Annotated in this window: 14 protein-coding genes; 8 read left to right on the top strand and 6 right to left on the bottom strand. The window is 74.6% G+C overall.

Features of this window, described 5'->3' with window-relative positions; translation table 11 throughout:
* The first annotated feature begins 14 nt into the window (after positions 1 to 14).
* The 5 genes from AB0I54_RS36095 to AB0I54_RS36075 all read left to right on the top strand — a co-directional run bounded on the left by AB0I54_RS36095 (position 15) and on the right by AB0I54_RS36075 (position 4,147).
* A complete protein-coding gene (locus AB0I54_RS36095; protein ID WP_363300488.1) occupies positions 15 to 347 on the top strand; it encodes a hypothetical protein in 333 nt (110 codons plus the stop codon).
* Between the two features lie 118 nt (positions 348 to 465).
* Positions 466 to 654, top strand: a complete 189-nt coding sequence (locus tag AB0I54_RS36090) for a hypothetical protein (RefSeq protein ID WP_363300487.1) — start codon at positions 466 to 468, stop codon at positions 652 to 654.
* A gap of 129 nt (positions 655 to 783) precedes the next feature.
* On the top strand, positions 784 to 1,761 hold the full coding sequence (locus AB0I54_RS36085; protein WP_363300486.1) for a ribonucleotide-diphosphate reductase subunit beta: 978 nt from the start codon (positions 784 to 786) through the stop codon (positions 1,759 to 1,761).
* Positions 1,762 to 1,766: 5 nt separating this feature from the next.
* Positions 1,767 to 3,128: an MFS transporter gene (locus AB0I54_RS36080; RefSeq protein ID WP_363300485.1), complete on the top strand. Its 1,362-nt coding sequence runs from the start codon at positions 1,767 to 1,769 to the stop codon at positions 3,126 to 3,128.
* Positions 3,125 to 4,147, top strand: a complete 1,023-nt coding sequence (locus AB0I54_RS36075) for a hypothetical protein (protein ID WP_363300484.1) — start codon at positions 3,125 to 3,127, stop codon at positions 4,145 to 4,147. The genes AB0I54_RS36080 and AB0I54_RS36075 overlap by 4 nt, the downstream gene beginning before the upstream one ends.
* A 9-nt stretch (positions 4,148 to 4,156) precedes the next feature.
* On the opposite strand, the gene AB0I54_RS36070 is transcribed toward AB0I54_RS36075, so the two are convergent.
* Genes AB0I54_RS36070 through AB0I54_RS36045 form a run of 6 tightly spaced genes read right to left on the bottom strand, consistent with a single transcriptional unit; the run spans position 4,157 to position 11,209 of the window.
* Positions 4,157 to 4,939 carry a glycosyltransferase gene (locus AB0I54_RS36070; protein ID WP_363300483.1) on the bottom strand — a complete coding sequence of 261 codons (783 nt, stop codon included), beginning with the start codon at positions 4,937 to 4,939 and terminating at the stop codon, positions 4,157 to 4,159.
* Between the two features lie 26 nt (positions 4,940 to 4,965).
* Positions 4,966 to 6,105 carry a beta-ketoacyl synthase N-terminal-like domain-containing protein gene (locus AB0I54_RS36065; protein ID WP_363300482.1) on the bottom strand — a complete coding sequence of 380 codons (1,140 nt, stop codon included), beginning with the start codon at positions 6,103 to 6,105 and terminating at the stop codon, positions 4,966 to 4,968.
* A 55-nt stretch (positions 6,106 to 6,160) separates the two neighbouring features.
* Positions 6,161 to 7,534 (bottom strand): fatty acid--CoA ligase family protein, encoded by a 1,374-nt coding sequence (locus tag AB0I54_RS36060; protein WP_363300481.1) that lies wholly within the window; start codon positions 7,532 to 7,534, stop codon positions 6,161 to 6,163.
* On the bottom strand, positions 7,531 to 9,240 hold the full coding sequence (locus tag AB0I54_RS36055) for a thiamine pyrophosphate-binding protein (protein WP_363300480.1): 1,710 nt from the start codon (positions 9,238 to 9,240) through the stop codon (positions 7,531 to 7,533). The genes AB0I54_RS36060 and AB0I54_RS36055 overlap by 4 nt, the downstream gene beginning before the upstream one ends.
* Complete coding sequence (locus AB0I54_RS36050; RefSeq protein WP_363300479.1) at positions 9,237 to 9,938, bottom strand: hypothetical protein; 702 nt, start codon at positions 9,936 to 9,938, stop codon at positions 9,237 to 9,239. The genes AB0I54_RS36055 and AB0I54_RS36050 overlap by 4 nt, the downstream gene beginning before the upstream one ends.
* A gap of 41 nt (positions 9,939 to 9,979) precedes the next feature.
* Positions 9,980 to 11,209: an aldehyde dehydrogenase family protein gene (locus AB0I54_RS36045; RefSeq protein ID WP_363300478.1), complete on the bottom strand. Its 1,230-nt coding sequence runs from the start codon at positions 11,207 to 11,209 to the stop codon at positions 9,980 to 9,982.
* 251 nt (positions 11,210 to 11,460) lie between these two features.
* On the opposite strand from AB0I54_RS36045, the gene AB0I54_RS36040 reads away from it, so the two are divergent.
* From AB0I54_RS36040 to AB0I54_RS36030, 3 genes are all read left to right on the top strand, one after another.
* Entirely contained in the window at positions 11,461 to 13,602 is a 2,142-nt protein-coding gene (locus AB0I54_RS36040) for an HAD-IIIC family phosphatase (protein ID WP_363300477.1), read from the top strand.
* A gap of 68 nt (positions 13,603 to 13,670) precedes the next feature.
* Entirely contained in the window at positions 13,671 to 14,774 is a 1,104-nt protein-coding gene (locus AB0I54_RS36035) for a UDP-glucuronic acid decarboxylase family protein (RefSeq protein ID WP_363300578.1), read from the top strand.
* Positions 14,722 to 15,642, top strand: coding sequence for a GNAT family N-acetyltransferase (locus AB0I54_RS36030; protein ID WP_363300476.1), 921 nt, complete (start codon positions 14,722 to 14,724; stop codon positions 15,640 to 15,642). Before AB0I54_RS36035 ends, AB0I54_RS36030 begins: the two co-directional genes overlap by 53 nt.
* Positions 15,643 to 15,768: the final 126 nt, after the last annotated feature.

Here is a 15,768-nt window from a genome sequence, read left to right as displayed (position 1 = left end):
GGAAGGAGACATCCATGTCCGTGTCCTCTGTCGGCCCCCACGCCTTTCGGGCCCGGCTCGGGCCCGTGTGGCGTGACGCCAACATCCGGTCCGGGCCCTCCCTGGACAGCCCGGTGCTCCGGGTGGTGCTGCCCGACCCGGCGGTCGCCCATGCGTGCGAGGGCTGGTCCGAGGGCGACGAGGTGGTGGAGGACCAGCACCCGGACGGTGTGATCACCAGCTCGGTCTGGTTCCGGCTGGCGGGCGGCGGCTGGTCCAGTGCCGTCAACTTCGAGCCCGTCACGGTGACCGGGCTGCTGGCGCACGCCGTCACCGTCGGTCCCGGTCAACGTCCGGGCCTGTCATAGCAGTTCAGAAGATGCGCCGTGGTCCGGCGCGCTGAAAGCATCCAGGGAGCCGGGGCCGTACGGTCTCCGTCTTCTTCTCCCGCGGGCTGCCGCCCGCCCGACAGAGAGGTGTGCGCAGATGGCCACCGCACTGAGCACCGAGATCCAGCAGCGCATCGTCGAGGAGACCGGCAGCGCCGCTCCGAGCACCGACGACGCCGCCGCGTTCGAGGCGTGGCTCGACGGCATCAAGGACTCGCACGAGGAGCTCTACGCCGGCGTCGCGGCCGAGATCGAGTCCGCTGTGATGACCAAGCTGCCGTCCTGACCCATTCAGCGCGCAGTGATCCTGCCGGCCGGTACCGCGACGTCGCGTCGCGGAACACCGGCCGGCGGGTCGCGCGGGGCGGCACGCCCCGCACAGGCATCACGGGGACGAGAGGAAGGACGCCGGCGGGTGCGCTGGACGACGCTGCTGTTCGACGAGGCCGGTCTGGACGAGCTGTCCCGGCTCGACTCCGAGGCCCTGCTGGGCGGCGCCGGGGACACCCTGGAGCGGCGGTTCGACCCCCGTGAGCTCTACCGGCGTTGGGAGCGCCAGCAGTGGCTCGCGTCCGACATCGACCTGGAGCGGGACCGCCGTCACTGGCACCGTCTGCTCGGTCCCGGCACCCGCGAGTCCCTGTCCTCGTTCGTCACCAGCTTCCTGGTCGGCGAGTACACGGGCCTTGACCTGATGAGCCCGATCCTCGCGGCCTGCCCGGACGAGGAGTATCTGCTGTTCCTGGGCACGCAGGCCGCCGACGAGGCCCGGCACACCGTGTTCGTCAGCCGCCTCGCCGAGGAACTGCTCGGCCTCACCGACTCCCTGCGCGGCCAGTTGATCGCCTCCTGGGCGACGCTCAGCCCCGCGAACCGCGCCGTGCACACCCTGGAGAACACGGTCCTGCGCGAGCTGTACGACGCGCCGCGCGACTACGAACGGTGGCTGCGGGCCGTCGCCTTCTTCCATCTCGTCACCGAGGGCGTCCTCGCCCTGCACGGCCAGCGCGGCCTGGTGCGCGGCCTGCAGCGCATCCCGCTGCTGCCCGGGATGAAGGCCGGGTTCACGGCGATGACCCGGGACGAGTCCCGGCACGTCAGCTTCGGGCTGCACGCGCTGCGCCGCGGGGCGCTGGAGGGTCATGCCCCGGCGATCCACGAGATGATCGAGACGGGGATGCCGCTGGCCGCCGTCGTCGGCATCTCCCCCGGCGGCACTGCCGGGCACGCGGCGGCGGCCGCCGCCTCGGCGCGTGACCTGCTCGCGACGATCGCGGTGCGGCTGCGCCAGTTGGATCTTCCCCAGGACTTCACCGAGCATGTGCTCGGCAGGTGCGGGGCGGCCCAGGACGCCGCCCTGCGCGCTCCGGTGACCGCCGCCGCGAACGGGTGAGGGACATGACCGACGACACGAAGACGTCCACCCCGAAGGGCGGCTTCGCCCGGGTGCTGCGCAGCCCCGGCGCGCTGCGCCTGGTCGGCTCGCTGTTCGTGCTGCAGACCGGGTCCGCCATGACGACGGTGGGCCTGCCGTTGCTGGTCATGCAGCGCTACGGCCTGGGCCTGGAGGTCGGCTTCACCCTCGCCGCCCGGTTCCTGCCCAACATCCTGCTCGGGGCGCTCGCCGGCCAGGTCGTCGACCGGCACGATCCGCGCCGGGTGGCGACGCTCGCCGCGCTCGGCAGCGGCCTGGCCGCCGTCCTGTTCCCGCTCACCACGGCGATGTGGCAGATCCAGCTGCTGGCCCTGGCCATCGGCATCGGCTACATGTTCGGCTTCCCCGCGACCATGGCGCTGCGCCCGCAGGTGATCCCCGAGGGCAGCGAACTGGAGGGCAACGGGCTGATCGTGACGGCGGAGCGGGTGCCCAAGCTGCTCGGGCCGGCCGTCGCCGGACCGATCGCGGCCGTCGCGGGCATCAACTGGCTGTTCACCGCGGAGGCCGTGACCGCGCTGGTGGCGGCCGCGCTGCTGACTCGCCTGCCGCGGACGGCAGGCGCCGGCGGATCGCCGGGCGCGGCCGGGACCGCACAGGATGCGGCCGGCGCGCGGAAGGCTCCCTCCTCCGTCGGCGGCCGGCTCGCCGGCTGGGCCCGGGCGGTGGCGGGCGGCGCGCGCGACCTGGTGCGCATGGTGCGCGGTGACGGGCGGCTGTCCTCGCTGACGATCACGGCGTTCACGTACATGGTGGCTCTGGGCCTGGGCCGTACCTTCCTCGCCGCGTACTCGCTGCACGGCTTCGGGCACGTACCCGGGATGCTCGGCTATCTGCTGGCGGCCATGGGGCTGGGCGGCGCGCTCGGCGGGATGGCGGCGGCAGCCTTCCGCTCCTGGAACCAGGGCTGGGTCTACATCCTCGGCAACGTGCTGGAAGGCGCGTGCTGGGTGGCGCTGATCGCGACCGGTGACTGGTACGTGGCGCTCGGCCTGCTGTTCCTCGCGGGTGTCTTCGAGTCCATCGCCTCCGTCGTCTACTTCGCCGAGGTGCAAAAGCGCCTGCCGGCCGGTCTGCAGGGCCGCTACTACGCCACTTTGGTGCCGCTCTCCGACGTGTTCCTCGTCGCGGGCACCGTCGCGGGCGGCGTCCTCGTCGACCGGGCGGGCATCTCCACCGGCGCGGTCCTGGTGTGCCTCGCGATGGCCCTGCCGGTCGTGGTGCTGGTGACCCGGCTGGTGCCGGAACGGCCGGCGCCGGCAGTGGAGGAGGCGGCCGCGGATACGGAGCGGTCCGCGCCGGTGGCCGAGAGCGCGGCGGCATGACCGAGGACGCCACGGGCTCCTTCCCCTATCTGAGTGCCTCGCTGGACTCCGTCGAGGGCCTCGCGCACTCCCGGATCTCCTGCTGGGTGCACTGCCTGCGCGACAGCCTGTACGCCGCCGGGTTCCGGGACACCGCCCGGGCGCTGGCCCAGCCGCTCAACTTCGCCGTGGAGCGCACCGCCGACGGTGAACTCCTCACCCTGTACGGCGGCCTGGACACCGACTACCACGCGCCCCGCTTCCAGCGCGGCGTCCTTGCCCGCTGGGAGACCAGCCCGGACAGCGCGGAGCGCGCGTTCGACGTCGTCGAGCGGGAGCTGGCCCGCGGGCACGCCGTGCCGGTCTCCCCGGACCTGCGGGGCATGCGCCACTCCGAGTTCTACCGCGTGCCGTTCTCCGGCTATCCGCACACCTTCCTGGTGCACCGTCTGGACGGGGACACGGCCTGGGCCGCCGACCGCAACACCCGCCGGGGCAGCGGCTTCGCGGACAACCGCGGCACCGTGCCCGCCGAGGAGCTGCGCCGGGGCCTGGCCGGGCGGCCGGTGCTGGTGTGGGACACCGGTGGCCCCGCCGAGGACTGGGCGGAGGAACGCCACGCCCTGCTGGTCCGCTCCGTACGGAACCTGACGGAGCCGAAGTCGCCGCACGAGGGGCTCGCCGGGCTGCGCACGCTGCCGGACGTGCTGGCCGGCCTGGAGGAGCACCCCGGCCGCTCCTCCGTGCTGCGCATGCGCGTGTCGGGGCCGCTGCAGCGGCAGGTCGCCGGAGACCGCCAACTGCTCGCCGTGGCCCTGCTCCGGGACGTCCCGGAGCAGGCCGGTGGCGGCCGCCGGGCGGCGGTCGAGGCGGCCAGGCTGCTGCGCGCCTCGTCCGCCGCCTTCGTCGACCTGGCCCGGCTGGTGTTCCTGCTCAGCCGCTCCTGGTCGGCCGAGGCGCTCGAACTGTGCCGGCGGCGCGTGGCGCGCATCCACGACCTCGACGCGCAGGCCGTGGAGCGGCTGGCCGTCCTCGTGTGAGCCGGGGCGTCAGCCGAGGGCGGCGGCGTTGGAGAAGCCGCCCATGTAGTAGTCGACGCTGTCCTGTTCACTGCAGACCGCGACGACGCCGGCCCGCAGCAGCCGCTCGCACAGCGCCATGTCCTCCGTCGTTTCGAGGATGCGCTGCCAGACGGTGAAGTCGGTGGGGAACGGAATGCGTTCGTGTGTCTCGCGGCGCAGCAGCAGCTCGTTGGTGTCGACCCGGTTCAGCATCCCCTCGTCCGTCATCCGCATCACGTCGCGGACGACCGGCGAGCCCGGGACGAAGACGCCATGGCGGGCCAGCGACCGGTAGGAGGCGGCCCGTTGACGCGGGATCGGGTGCCAGGGATCCTCGCCGTCCGGCACGAACTCGGCGCCGTCCTCGGTGAGCAGACGGCGCCAGCTGTGGGCGACCTGGGCCTGCGGGTTGCGCTCCAGCAGGTCCACCAGGGAACGCAGATGGCCGGGGGCGTAGGCGTTGTCGTCGTCGAGGTGGGCGACGTAGGGGGTGCGGGCGAGGCCGACGCCGAGGTTGCGCAGGTAGGACAGCCGGGCCGGCAGGTAGTCACGGGGCATGTCCGGGTGGTCGCCGGGCACGACGTTGACGAACCGGGCGTGCGGGAACTCCTCTTGCAGGGCAAGGCAGTTGGCCTCGTCACCGAGATGGGGGCAGTCGTCGCCGACGACCACCTGGGCGGCCCTCAGCCCTTCCTGCGCGGCGACCGAGGCCAGCGCCCGCCTCAGTGAACGGGGCCGCCCCTTGGTCGGGGTGACGACGGTGACGGTCATGCGGTCTCCTCGTACGGGTTCGTGGGTCAGCCGCCGGTGGTGGACAGCACCAGGGACGCGTTGTTGCCGCCGAAGCCGAAGCTGTTGACCAGGGCGTGCTCGGCCGTGGCGGCGCGGCGCGGGCGGTTCGGGGCGAGCACGCCGTCGGGCAGGGGTGCCGGACGGCGCAGCCCCGGGGTGCCGGGAATGTGCGCCTCGCGCAGGAAGCCGGCCGCGGCCACGAGGCCGGGGAAGGCGGAGGCGTGCAGCAGGTGGCCGACCGCGCCCTTGTGCGAACTCATCGGCAGCGGGCCGTGGTCGAGGGCGCGGGCGAGTCCGGCGACGGCCTCGGCCTCGGCGGCGTCTCCCTGCACGGTGCCGGTGGCGTGCGCGTGGATGTAGTCGACGCGGCGGGTGCCGGCGTCGTCGAGTGCGGCCCGCATGCAGTCGAGGACCGCGGCGGGTGCGGAGGCGACGGGCTCGGAGGTGTCGACCATGCAGGCGGCACCGGTGAGCCAGGCCTCCGGCCGGTGCCCGCGGGCACGGGCGGACGCGGCCGTCTCCAGGACGAACGCGCCGCCGCCCTCGCCGACGGTGATGCCGTCACGGTCGGTGTCGAAGGGCCGGGCGCCGTGCGGGCTGAGCGTCCTGACGACGTCCATGCTGGCGTACTCGTACCGGTTGAGCGCGCTGGCCCCGGCGACCAGGGCGGTGCTGCCGAGACCGGACAGCAGCCAGTCGCGGGCGAAGGCGGCGGCGTACGCGGCGGAGGCGCACGCGTGCGAGAGGTGGACGACGTGCGTGCGGCGGGCGTCGGCGCGGCAGGCGGCGAGCAGGGCCTCGGGGCGCGGGCCCGCGAAGTCGCCGTCCCGCTCGGCAGGGGCGGCACCGAGCGCGGGCGCCTGGGAGACGACGACGAGCAGCGAGCCGTCCGGCAGGCCGGTGAGCCCGGCCGCGGCGAGGGCCTGGCGGGCGGCGGTCGTGGCGAGGGCCTCCTTGCGCCGCCCGGCCGGGGCGGGGCAGTCGCCCGGAGATACGGCGGCCACCACTCGGCTGCGGAAGTCGCCCTGCGGGCAGCCGAGTTCGCCGAAGGCCCGCTGCCCGCGCAGCAGCCCGCGCCAGAACACGCCGGGGGTGGGGCCGAGCGGGCTGATCAGGCCGAGGCCGGCCAGGGCCACGGCGGTCATGCGGCACCCTTCGTGTCGTCCGTGTCGTCGGTACGGTTCCGGGGTGGTGGCGTGGTCATGCGGCCGCCGCCGTCGGCTCCGAGGCCCAGGCGCGCAGGCGCGTCCGGTCGTGCTTGCCGCTGCCGGTGCGGGGCAGTGCGGTCAGCACGCGGACGGTGCGGGGGCGGGCGTACGGGGGCAGGCGGCGCCGGCATGCCTCGGCGACCCGGCCGGCCACGGCCGCGTGGTCGGTGTCGGGGCTCTCCACGAAAGCCCATACGGCGTCGCCGCGGTCGCCGCGCCGTACTCCGACGACGGCGGCGTCCACGACGCCGGCCGCGGCGCGCACCGCGTCCTCGACGACGGTGGGGGCCACGGTCTCGCCGTGCACCACGAGGATCTCCTTGATCCGTCCGCCGACCGTGAGCCGGCCGTCGGCCGTGACCGTGCCGGTGTCTCCGGTGCGCAGCCAGCCGTCGGCGGTGAACGCGCCGCGGTCGAGGCCGCCGGTGACGGGGTCGAGGTAGCCCAGCATCAGGCCGGGGCTCGCGATCTCGATCTCGCGCCGGGGTCCCGCGATCCTGGCCCGGACTCCGTCGAGGAGGCGCCCCACGGTGCCGGGCCGCACGTCGCCCGGGGCGTTGAGGGCGACGTTGGGCCCGGCCTCGCTGAGTCCGTAGCCGTCGTGCAGCGGCGCCCCTGTGACCGCCAGGAAGTCGTCGTACAGCGCGGGGGTCATGACGTCGCCCCCGCAGCCGCGGATCCGCAGCGCGGCGAGCAGCCGGGCGGACTCGCCGTCGCGGGCGGCCTCGTTGGCGAGCATCCGGTACATGGTGGGGACGCCGTCCAGGGAGGTGATGCCCTCGGTGGCGAGCCGGGTCAGTGTGCCGCGCAGATGGAATCCCGACTCGGCGTACAGATGGGCGCCGGTGGTGCGCCACACCCGCAGCACGCTGTGCCCGTAGGCGTGCCGCAGCGGCAGCGGGAGCAGCAGCCGGTCCTGTGCCGTGATCCCCATCCGGTCGGCGGCGGCGCGGCCCTGGTGGGCGAGGGCGCCGGCCGGGACGGCGACCGCCTTGGGGTCGCCGGAGCTGCCGGAGGTCCAGAAGACGGCGGCGGTCTCCTCGGGCAGGGTCAGCGGGCGGGTGCGCGCTTCGACGACGGGTTCGCCCGAGGCGGTGGCGTACACGGAGGCGGCCGCGGCGATCCGGCGGGCGGGGGCCGCCCCGTCGAGCAGCAGGGGCGCGCCGGCGGCCTCGGCGGCGAGCGCGGTGACGACGGCGGTGAGCGGGTGGTCCGAGGCGAGTGCGGCGGCCCGGCCGGGTCCGGCTCCCGCCGCGGTGAGGCTGCGCGCGGTGCGGGCGACGAGCCGGGCCAGGTGTCCGGGCGGGACGTGCCGCCCGTCGACGGTCAGGCGCGGCGCTCCGGCCGCGCCGGGGCGCGCGGTCACGCGGCGGCTCCCGTGGGCGGGCCGGCGTCAAACACCCGGCGGACGCCCACGGGGACGTCGTCGTCGCGGACCGGGACGGTGATGACGGTCGTCCGGCCCTCGGCGTGGGCCTTGGCCGCGTCGTCGAGGGCGGCGGTGAGTTCACCCGCGGTGGTGCAGCGCGCGGTGAGACCGCCGAGGGCGCGGACGGCGGCGTCGGTGTGCGCGGGCGCGGTGAAGCGGGTGAGGGTGTCGGGTGCCCCTTCCTCGGCGCGTACGAAGCGGGGCCAGCCGTAGCCGCGGTTGTCGAGCACCAGGACGGTCAGGCCCAGGTTCAGTTCGGCGGCCGTCGGCAGGGCGGCCAGCCCCATCTCGAAGGCGCCGTCGCCGCAGACGAGGACCGTGCGCCGGGAGCGGTCGGCGAGGGCGGCGCCGACGGCCGCCGGCAGGCCGAAGCCGACCATCGTCTGCTCGCCGGGGGTGACGACCCGGGCGCCGTCGCCGACGGACACCACGGGGTGGTGGTAGCCCCACATGTCGTGCAGGCCGTTCTCCTGCACGAGGGTCGCCGCGCGGGTCACCGACTCCTGGAGCAGCCGCAGCGCCGTGGCGACGGTCAGCTCGGGGCCGTCCGCGGCGGTGCGCCGGTGGCGGGCGCGCATCTGGGCGCGTACCGCGGCGACCTCGGCCCCGCGGGCGGCGCCGGCGGCACTCACCGCGGGCGCCTGGGCCACGACGGCGTCGGCGAGCTGGCCGGCCACCAGGGCGGCGTCGCCGAGCAGGGCCACCTCGGGTTCCGACGCGGTGTGGAAGACGGCCGGGTCGACGTCGACGTGCACCAGCGTCTTGTCCTTGAGGCCGTCCCAGCCCATACGGGCGGTCTCCTCCAGGCGGGAGCCGATCGCGAGGACGACGTCGGCCTCGGCGAGCAGCCGGTCGGCGGGGGGTGTGGTGTACAGGCCCACCAGGCCGCAGGCCAGCGGGTGTTCCTCGTCGACGAGGCCGCGTCCGGCGGCGGTGGTGAACAGCGGCGCGGCCAGCAGCTCCGCCAGCCGGCGTACGGCGGGGCCCGCGCCGGCGGGTTTGCAGCCGCCGCCCGCGACGACGACGGGCAGGCGGGCCTCGGTGAGCAGCCGGGCGGCGCGGCGTACCTCCTCGGCGTCGGCGGCGAAGCGCAGTCGGCGCACGGGCTGGGCGGGCCGCCGTTCGGGGGCGGGAGCGCGCAGCACCTCGTCGGCGATCTCCACCAGGACCACGCCGGGGCCGCCGTTGACGGCGAGGTGGACGGCGCGGCGCAGCGCCCAGGTCAGCTGTCGCGGGTCCTCGACGAGGAAGTCCCATTTCGTCAGCGGCCAGGCCATGGCCGCCTGGTCGGTGTGCTGGAAGCCGCCGCGGCCGATGCCGAGGGCGGGTACGCGGGTGGTCACGACGACGACGGGGGCGCCCAGCGAGGAGGCCTCCAGCAGGCCGGTGAGGGCGTTGGCGAAGCTCGGTCCGGAGTTGACGGCGAGGACGGCGGGCCGGCCGGAGACGGCCGCGTGGCCGATGGCGGCGCAGGCGCCGGCCCGCTGGTCGCGCACGCCCAGGACGCGCAGCCCGGGTGTGGTGCGCGCGGCGTCCATCAGGCCGGGTTCGTCGGAGGGCAGCCCGACGACGATGTCGCAGCCGGCGTCCGCGAGGGTGCCGGCGACGACGTGCCAGGGGTGGTGGTCGGGGGGCGCGCTCACTGCTGCTCCTCGGCGGGGTCGTGGGGACGCGGACGCAGGTGGGCGCGCAGGACGGCGCTGCGGCGGCGGGTTTCGGGATCGAGTCCGGCGGCGGCGTCCGGGGGTGCGGGGGTGCCTGCGGGCAACGCCGGTACGGCGTCGGACCGCGGGGGTTGCGCGGTGGCGCGGCGGACGCGGGTGGCCACGGCCCAGAAGGCGCCCGTGTCGGGGCGCCGCAGGACCTCGCAGAGGTAGACGACGGGGGCGCGGCCCGTGGCGGCCAGGGCGCGGGCGAAGCGGAGGGCGGCGGTGCCGTCGCCGGTGGGCTCGGCGATGACGTAGCCGGGTCCGCGCCAGCCGGTGAGTTCGGTGAACCGGCGCAGCAGGCCGGCCGGTTCGAGGCCGACGGAGTCGGCGGGGCGCGGCCTGCGGGCGGGGTCGTCGCAGTGGGCGGCGAAGGTGCCGGCGGCGTGGACGCAGTAGTCGCCGGCGGAGAGGACGACCGGCACCGCGGCGGGTGCGCCGGCGTCGTACAGGGCCGCAAGGGCCTCACCGACCGCGTCCACGGCCTCCGGATCGGCGGCCAGCCGCCGGGCACCGGTGACGGGCGGCGCGGGCGGATCACCGACGGCCCGCCCGCGGACGACCGGGGGGTCCACGACGACAGGCTCCCGGGCGACCGAAGGAGCCGGTACGACCTGGGTGACCAGCGGCTCCACGACAACATGCTCCCGGGCGACCGTTGGGGCCGGGGCCGCCCTCACGGCCGGGCCCCTGTGGCGGCCTCGGCGGACAGCAGCAGCGGGCGCCCGGTGGCCGTGCCGTGGCGGTGCACGCTGCCTGCCAGGGGGCCGTAGCCGCCGAAGGGACGGTTGCCGTCCTCGACGTCGAAGGTGATGCGCTCCTCGCAGACCACGCTGGTCGCGATGCGGGTGCCGCCCGTGAGGCCGGGCTCGCCGAAGACGGAGACGTACATGCCGCGCGCCCGCTCCTCGGCGGAGTGCAGCCAGCGGGTGATCTGCCGGGGGTCGTCGTACGCCATGGTGAGCACGACCGGGGAGAAGAACTCGGGCGGGTGGAAGGCGTCCTGCCAGGGCAGGTGGAGCAGGGTCGGCTCGACGACGTGGCGGGCGAGGTCCACCCGGCCGCCGTGGACGGTGAACTCGCGGTACGCGGACAGGAACGCCGCCGCCTCCTGCACGGCGTCGGGATAGACCAGCGGCGCCACCCGGGTGGCGGGGTCGGCGCGCTCGCCGACGCGGATCGAGGCGAGCGCCCCGGCGAGCCGGGGTACGACCTCGCGGACGAGCGAGCGGTGGACGAAGACGATGTCGGTGCACAGGCAGTCCTGGCCCGAGTTGTACAGCCGGGCGGCGAGCACGGTGCGGCAGACCGCGTCGGGGTCCGCTTCGGGTCCGACGACCAGCGGGTTGGGCCCGGAGCCGAAGGTGAGCAGCAGTGCGTCGCCGGGCAGTTCGGCGGCGACAGCACGGCCGTTGTCCGGCTGCCCGGTGAAGACGACGGCGTCGGAGCGGGCGCAGTCGGCGAGGAATCGCCGTTGCGAGACCGGCTCCATGACGATCCGTCCGCCGTCCGGGCCGCGCAGGTGCGGGCCGAGGATCTCGTGGACGGCCATGGCCGCGGGCGCGACCCGTGCCGAGGGCCGGATGCGGACCTCGTCGGTGTACAGCGAGGGGATGACGCCGAACAGGACGTAGGAGTAGAGCAGGTTGTTCGACGGCAGGAAGGTCGCGAGCCGGCCGAGCCGTCGCGGCGCATTGCGCAGCACTTCCCACGGTGCCCCGGACAGAGCGCGCAGCGAGCGGAAGAGTTCGTCGCTCGCGGCCTGGGCGGTGGCCACGCGCGTGAGGACGTCGTGCAATTCGTCCCGGTGTCGCAGGAGTGTGTCGACAAATCCGGGAACGACCGTGTCCGCCACGGCCGCGGTCGACGACGTGTCGCGACCCGCCTCGATGACGCTGCTGTGCATGCGCATACCCCCTTGCACTCGCCCGTGACCTTCGGGCTCGATCAGGAAGCGTCTCCCGCCCGGACGCGGTCGCGCATCTCGGTTCGTGCTCTCTTTCAAAGGCGGCGAACCCACTGAGCATTCTCGGAGAACGAACGCGGCTGAGCGGCCACTAGCATTCACAACTGCAGCGGTGCACAGCTCATGGTGCCGAATTCCGTCGTTTACATATAGACCTCGAAAACATTCTGTGAAGAGGAAGGAGAAACGCTGTGTCCGCCCATGAATTGCGTTTCAGCTCTTTCCTCTCCACGGTTGTTGTTGATTCAGGAATTCTGCTCGCCCATGGACCGCGCCAGCAGCGGATCGTGCTGGACGCGGCGTGGGAGCGGTGCGTGCGCGCCCTGTCGGGCGTGGCCTTCGGGCCGGAGGCGTTCGCGGAGCTGGCGCCGGACCGTGCGGCCGCCCCGGGCGTCCTCCGGGCGCTTGTGGAGCGGCACCTGATCGTGCCGGAGGGCTGCGACGAGGAGGCCGTGCTGCGGGCGTCGTTCGCGGACCGGCCCGAGAGCTCCGGCCATGACCCGGCAGTGGACCCTGCCGGGTCATGGCCGGCCACCCGTTACGGACTGCCCCAGCACCTGTCCGACACCGCCGCGGCCGCCTCGGGCGCCGGGGAGGCGGTGCGGGTGCTGCTGATCGGCGGCTGTGTCACACAGTTCACCGAGGAGCCGCTGCACGCCCTGGGCCGCGAACTCGGCCTCGACGTGCGTACCGAACACCTGTGGCCGGGGCCCTCCGCGGGTCTCGCGCGTGCGGTGCGGCGGTCGCGCCCCGATGTCACGGTCTACCAGCCCGGTGTCCAGCCGTTCCTGACGGGCCTGTTCGACGGCGCGCACACCTGCGACGACGAGGAGCGGGCGCACCGGCTGGCGCTGATGAAGAACGCGCTGACCCTGGCCGTCGGGGCCCTGGCGCAGGCGCTGGAGGGCTCCCTGGGCCTGGTCCACAACATCGCCCCGCCGGCGCTGTCCCCGTTCGGCCGGTACGACTTCGCCGAGGAGTACGGTCTGCGGCGGCTGGTCGCCGAGCTGAACCAGCACATCGACCGGTGCGTGCGCAGCCACCCGAACCTGATGGTGGTCGACGAGGAACGGCTGGTCGCCCGGTACGGCGCCGCCGCGCTCTTCGACGACCTCGTGTTCCCCTTCGGCCACCACGGCGGCTCGGTAGATCCCGGCGACGAGCGCCCGCACCAGCTGCCCGCGCTCGGCCGCGCCCTGGCCGGCGAGTACCTGGCCTGTCTGCGCGCCCACCGCGGCACCGGCCGGATCAAACTGGTCGTGACCGATCTGGACGGCACGCTGTGGCCGGGCATCGCCGCCGACGACGGCTTCGACTGGGTCGACGGCGACGCGACCAGCCGCTGGCTGCACCTCGGCCTGCACCAGGCCCTGTCCGTGCTCAAGAGCCGCGGGGTGCTCCTCGCCACCTGCAGCAAGGGTGACGCGCACGCCACCCTGGGCGTGTGGGAGGAGGCGGGCGGGCGGCCGCTGCTCGGTCCCGACGACTTCGTCCTGCACCGCATCAACTGGCGGCCCAAGCCGGAGAACATCGCCGACATCTGCGCACGGCTGGGATTCACCCCCGACCAGGTCCTGTTCCTGGACGACAACCCCGTCGAGCGGGCCGAGGCGGCCGCCGCGCTGCCCGGCCTGCACATCGCCGAGGGGCCCGTGCACGGCTTCCGCGAGCTGCTGCTGTCCAGCCCCGCTCTGGAGGCGGGCCGGCGCACCGCGGAGGCGGCGCGGCGCACCGACACCACCCGGGCGATGCTGCGCCGCGAGGAACTGCGGGCCGACCTGGACCGGGACGCGTTCCTGCGTTCCCTGGACGTCCGGGTGCGGGTGGCGAGGGCCGGCCGGGAGCAACTGGCGCGGGCGGCCGAACTGTTCAACCGGACCAACCAGTTCACGACGACGGCCTGGCGCACCGACCCGGAGGAACTGCGGCGTGTCCTCGCCGAACCGGACACGCGGCTGCACGTCGCGTACGTCTCCGACCGGTTCGGTGACTACGGGCTGACCGGCGCCTGCCTGGTGCGGGGCGGGACCGTGACGGCGTTCGCGCTGAGCTGCCGGGTCATCGGCCTCGACGTCGCCGTGCCGTTCCTGGTCGCCGCCCTTGAGGACGGCGTCGGCGGGCGGCGCGCGCTGCTGGCCGGGCTCGTCGGCAGGATCGTCGCCACGGACCGCAACACCCCTGCGCGGGAGCTGTTCCTGAACGCCGGGTTCGAGGTGCGGGGCGACGACGGCCTGCACGTGCTGGCCGATCCCGGCCGGCTGCCGGAGCTGTCGGCCCTGCCGGTGGCCGTGCTGTCCGCGGCCCCGGCCACTGCCCGCACGGGCGGGCCGTGAGCGGCGCCGGCAGGGCACCGCGGCAGCAGACCGAGACAGTCATCAGGAGGGGGAGAACCGTGCGAGCAGTGGTCACCGGGGGCGCGGGTTTCGTCGGATCGCACCTGTGCGAGCGGCTACTGTCGCGCGGCGACGAGGTCGTCTGCGTGGACGACCTGTCCACCGGCCGCGCCGGGAACATCGCGCACCTGCTCGACCACCCCGGTTTCCGCTTCGTGCACCAGGACGTGACCGCGGGCCTGGATGTCTCCGGCCGGGTCGACGCCGTGTACCACCTTGCCTCCCCCGCCTCGCCCCGCGACTATCTGCGGCTGCCGGTGGAGACGCTGCTGGTGGGCTCGTACGGCACCCGCAACGCCCTGGAGCTGGCCCGCCGCGACGGCGCCGCGTTCCTGCTGACGTCCACCTCCGAGGTGTACGGCGATCCCCAGGTGCACCCGCAGCCCGAGAGCTACTGGGGCAACGTCAACCCGGTCGGCCCGCGCTCCGTCTACGACGAGGCCAAGCGCTTCGGCGAGGCACTGACCATGGCCTACCGGCGCACCCGCGGTGTGCGCACCACCATCGTGCGGATCTTCAACACCTACGGTCCGCGGATGCGCGCCGACGACGGCCGGGCCGTGCCCGCCTTCGTCACGCAGTCGCTGGCCGGCCTGCCGCTGACGGTCACCGGCGACGGAAGCCAGACCCGCTCCCTGTGCTACGTGGACGACCTGGTGACGGGGCTCGTCAGGGCCCTGGAGGCGGGCGTTCCCGGTCCGGTCAACCTCGGCAACCCCGAGGAGGTGACCATGCGCCGGCTCGCGCTGACGATCCGCGGGATCTGCGGGTCGTCGAGTCCGGTGACCTTCGTCGCCCGACCGCAGGACGACCCGCGGCTGCGCCGGCCGGACATCTCGGCCGCCCGCCGGGAGCTGGGCTGGACGCCCCGGACTCCCCTCGCCGACGGCCTCGCACGCACCGTCGCCTGGTTCCGGAACAACTCCGCGTCCGGCGCCCTTTCCCTGCCCGACCTCGTCCACTCCCGGCCCACGCCGGCGCCGCCGACCCGGCGCCGGCGACCCGAACGCTCCGGCCCGGCCGCCGGATGCGACTCTCCCAGGAAGGGGGACACGACCCATGACCCAGCAGGACCGCTTCACCGTCAGACCGCCGAGCGAGGTATCGCTTGACAGCCTGGTCGACCTGGTGCGCTCCTACGAGGAGCACGCCACGGGAGTGGCCACCTACACCCGGGAGGACATCCTCCTGGAGACCGGCCATCCCGGTTACGAGGACAACAGCTGGTGCCTGACCGGCCCCCACGGCCAGGTGTTCGCCTGGGCGGCGCTGACCGCGCAAGGCGGCACCCTGGACGCCGCGCTGACCGTGCGGCCGGGCCGGCACGCCGAGAGCGCGGCCCGCACCCTGCTGGCCCGGCTCCTGGACCGGGCCGACGAACTCGCCGCCCGGCAGGGCATCCGGTATGCCCTCACCGTCAGCGGCGTGCTGAGCGGTGACGAGGTGGTTCCCTCGGTCCTGCGGGAGGCCGGGTTCAGCCCCGGTGCCACCGCCGGCCAGTACACGATCGATCTGACGGTGCCGCCGCTGCCGCCCGTGCTCCCCGACGGGGGAACCATCCGGCGGGCCGGCCCGGACGATCTCGGCGCCCTGCACACCATCCATCTGACCAGCCGCGGCAAGGGCCCCAAGACCGAGGATCCGGTTCTCTTCGACGCCCGCCTGCGGCGGTTGCGGGAGGCGGGTGGTGCGGTACTGCTGATGGAGGTCACCGGCCGTGCGACCGGCTATGTCCTGACCCAGGCCGCCGACGGCAAGGAGGGACGCGTCCTGGAACTCGCGGTCGCCCCCGCCTTCCGCGGACTGGGCATCGGCTACGCCCTGCTCACCGCGGGGCTCGCCGAACTGCGCGCCCTGGGTGCGGCCCGCGCCCGGGTCCTGCTGGACACGGGCGACCTGCACGACCCCGAGGCGCTCGGTCGTGTCCTCACCGTGCAGGCGGCACGTACCGTCACCCGCTTCCACCGCATCGGCGACTGACCCGGCCTCGGCCGCACCCGGGTTCCGGGCCACGTGCCACGCCTGACCGTGCAGGAACGTGCAGGACCGTGCCTGACAGGGACGGCGCTCCCGACCGAGTCCGTCCCGACGTCTGACAGAACGATA

The sequence above is a fragment of the Streptomyces sp. NPDC050625 genome, from assembly GCF_040654755.1.
Lineage (GTDB): Bacteria > Actinomycetota > Actinomycetes > Streptomycetales > Streptomycetaceae > Streptomyces.
This window is presented reverse-complemented; position numbering and strand designations above follow the sequence as displayed.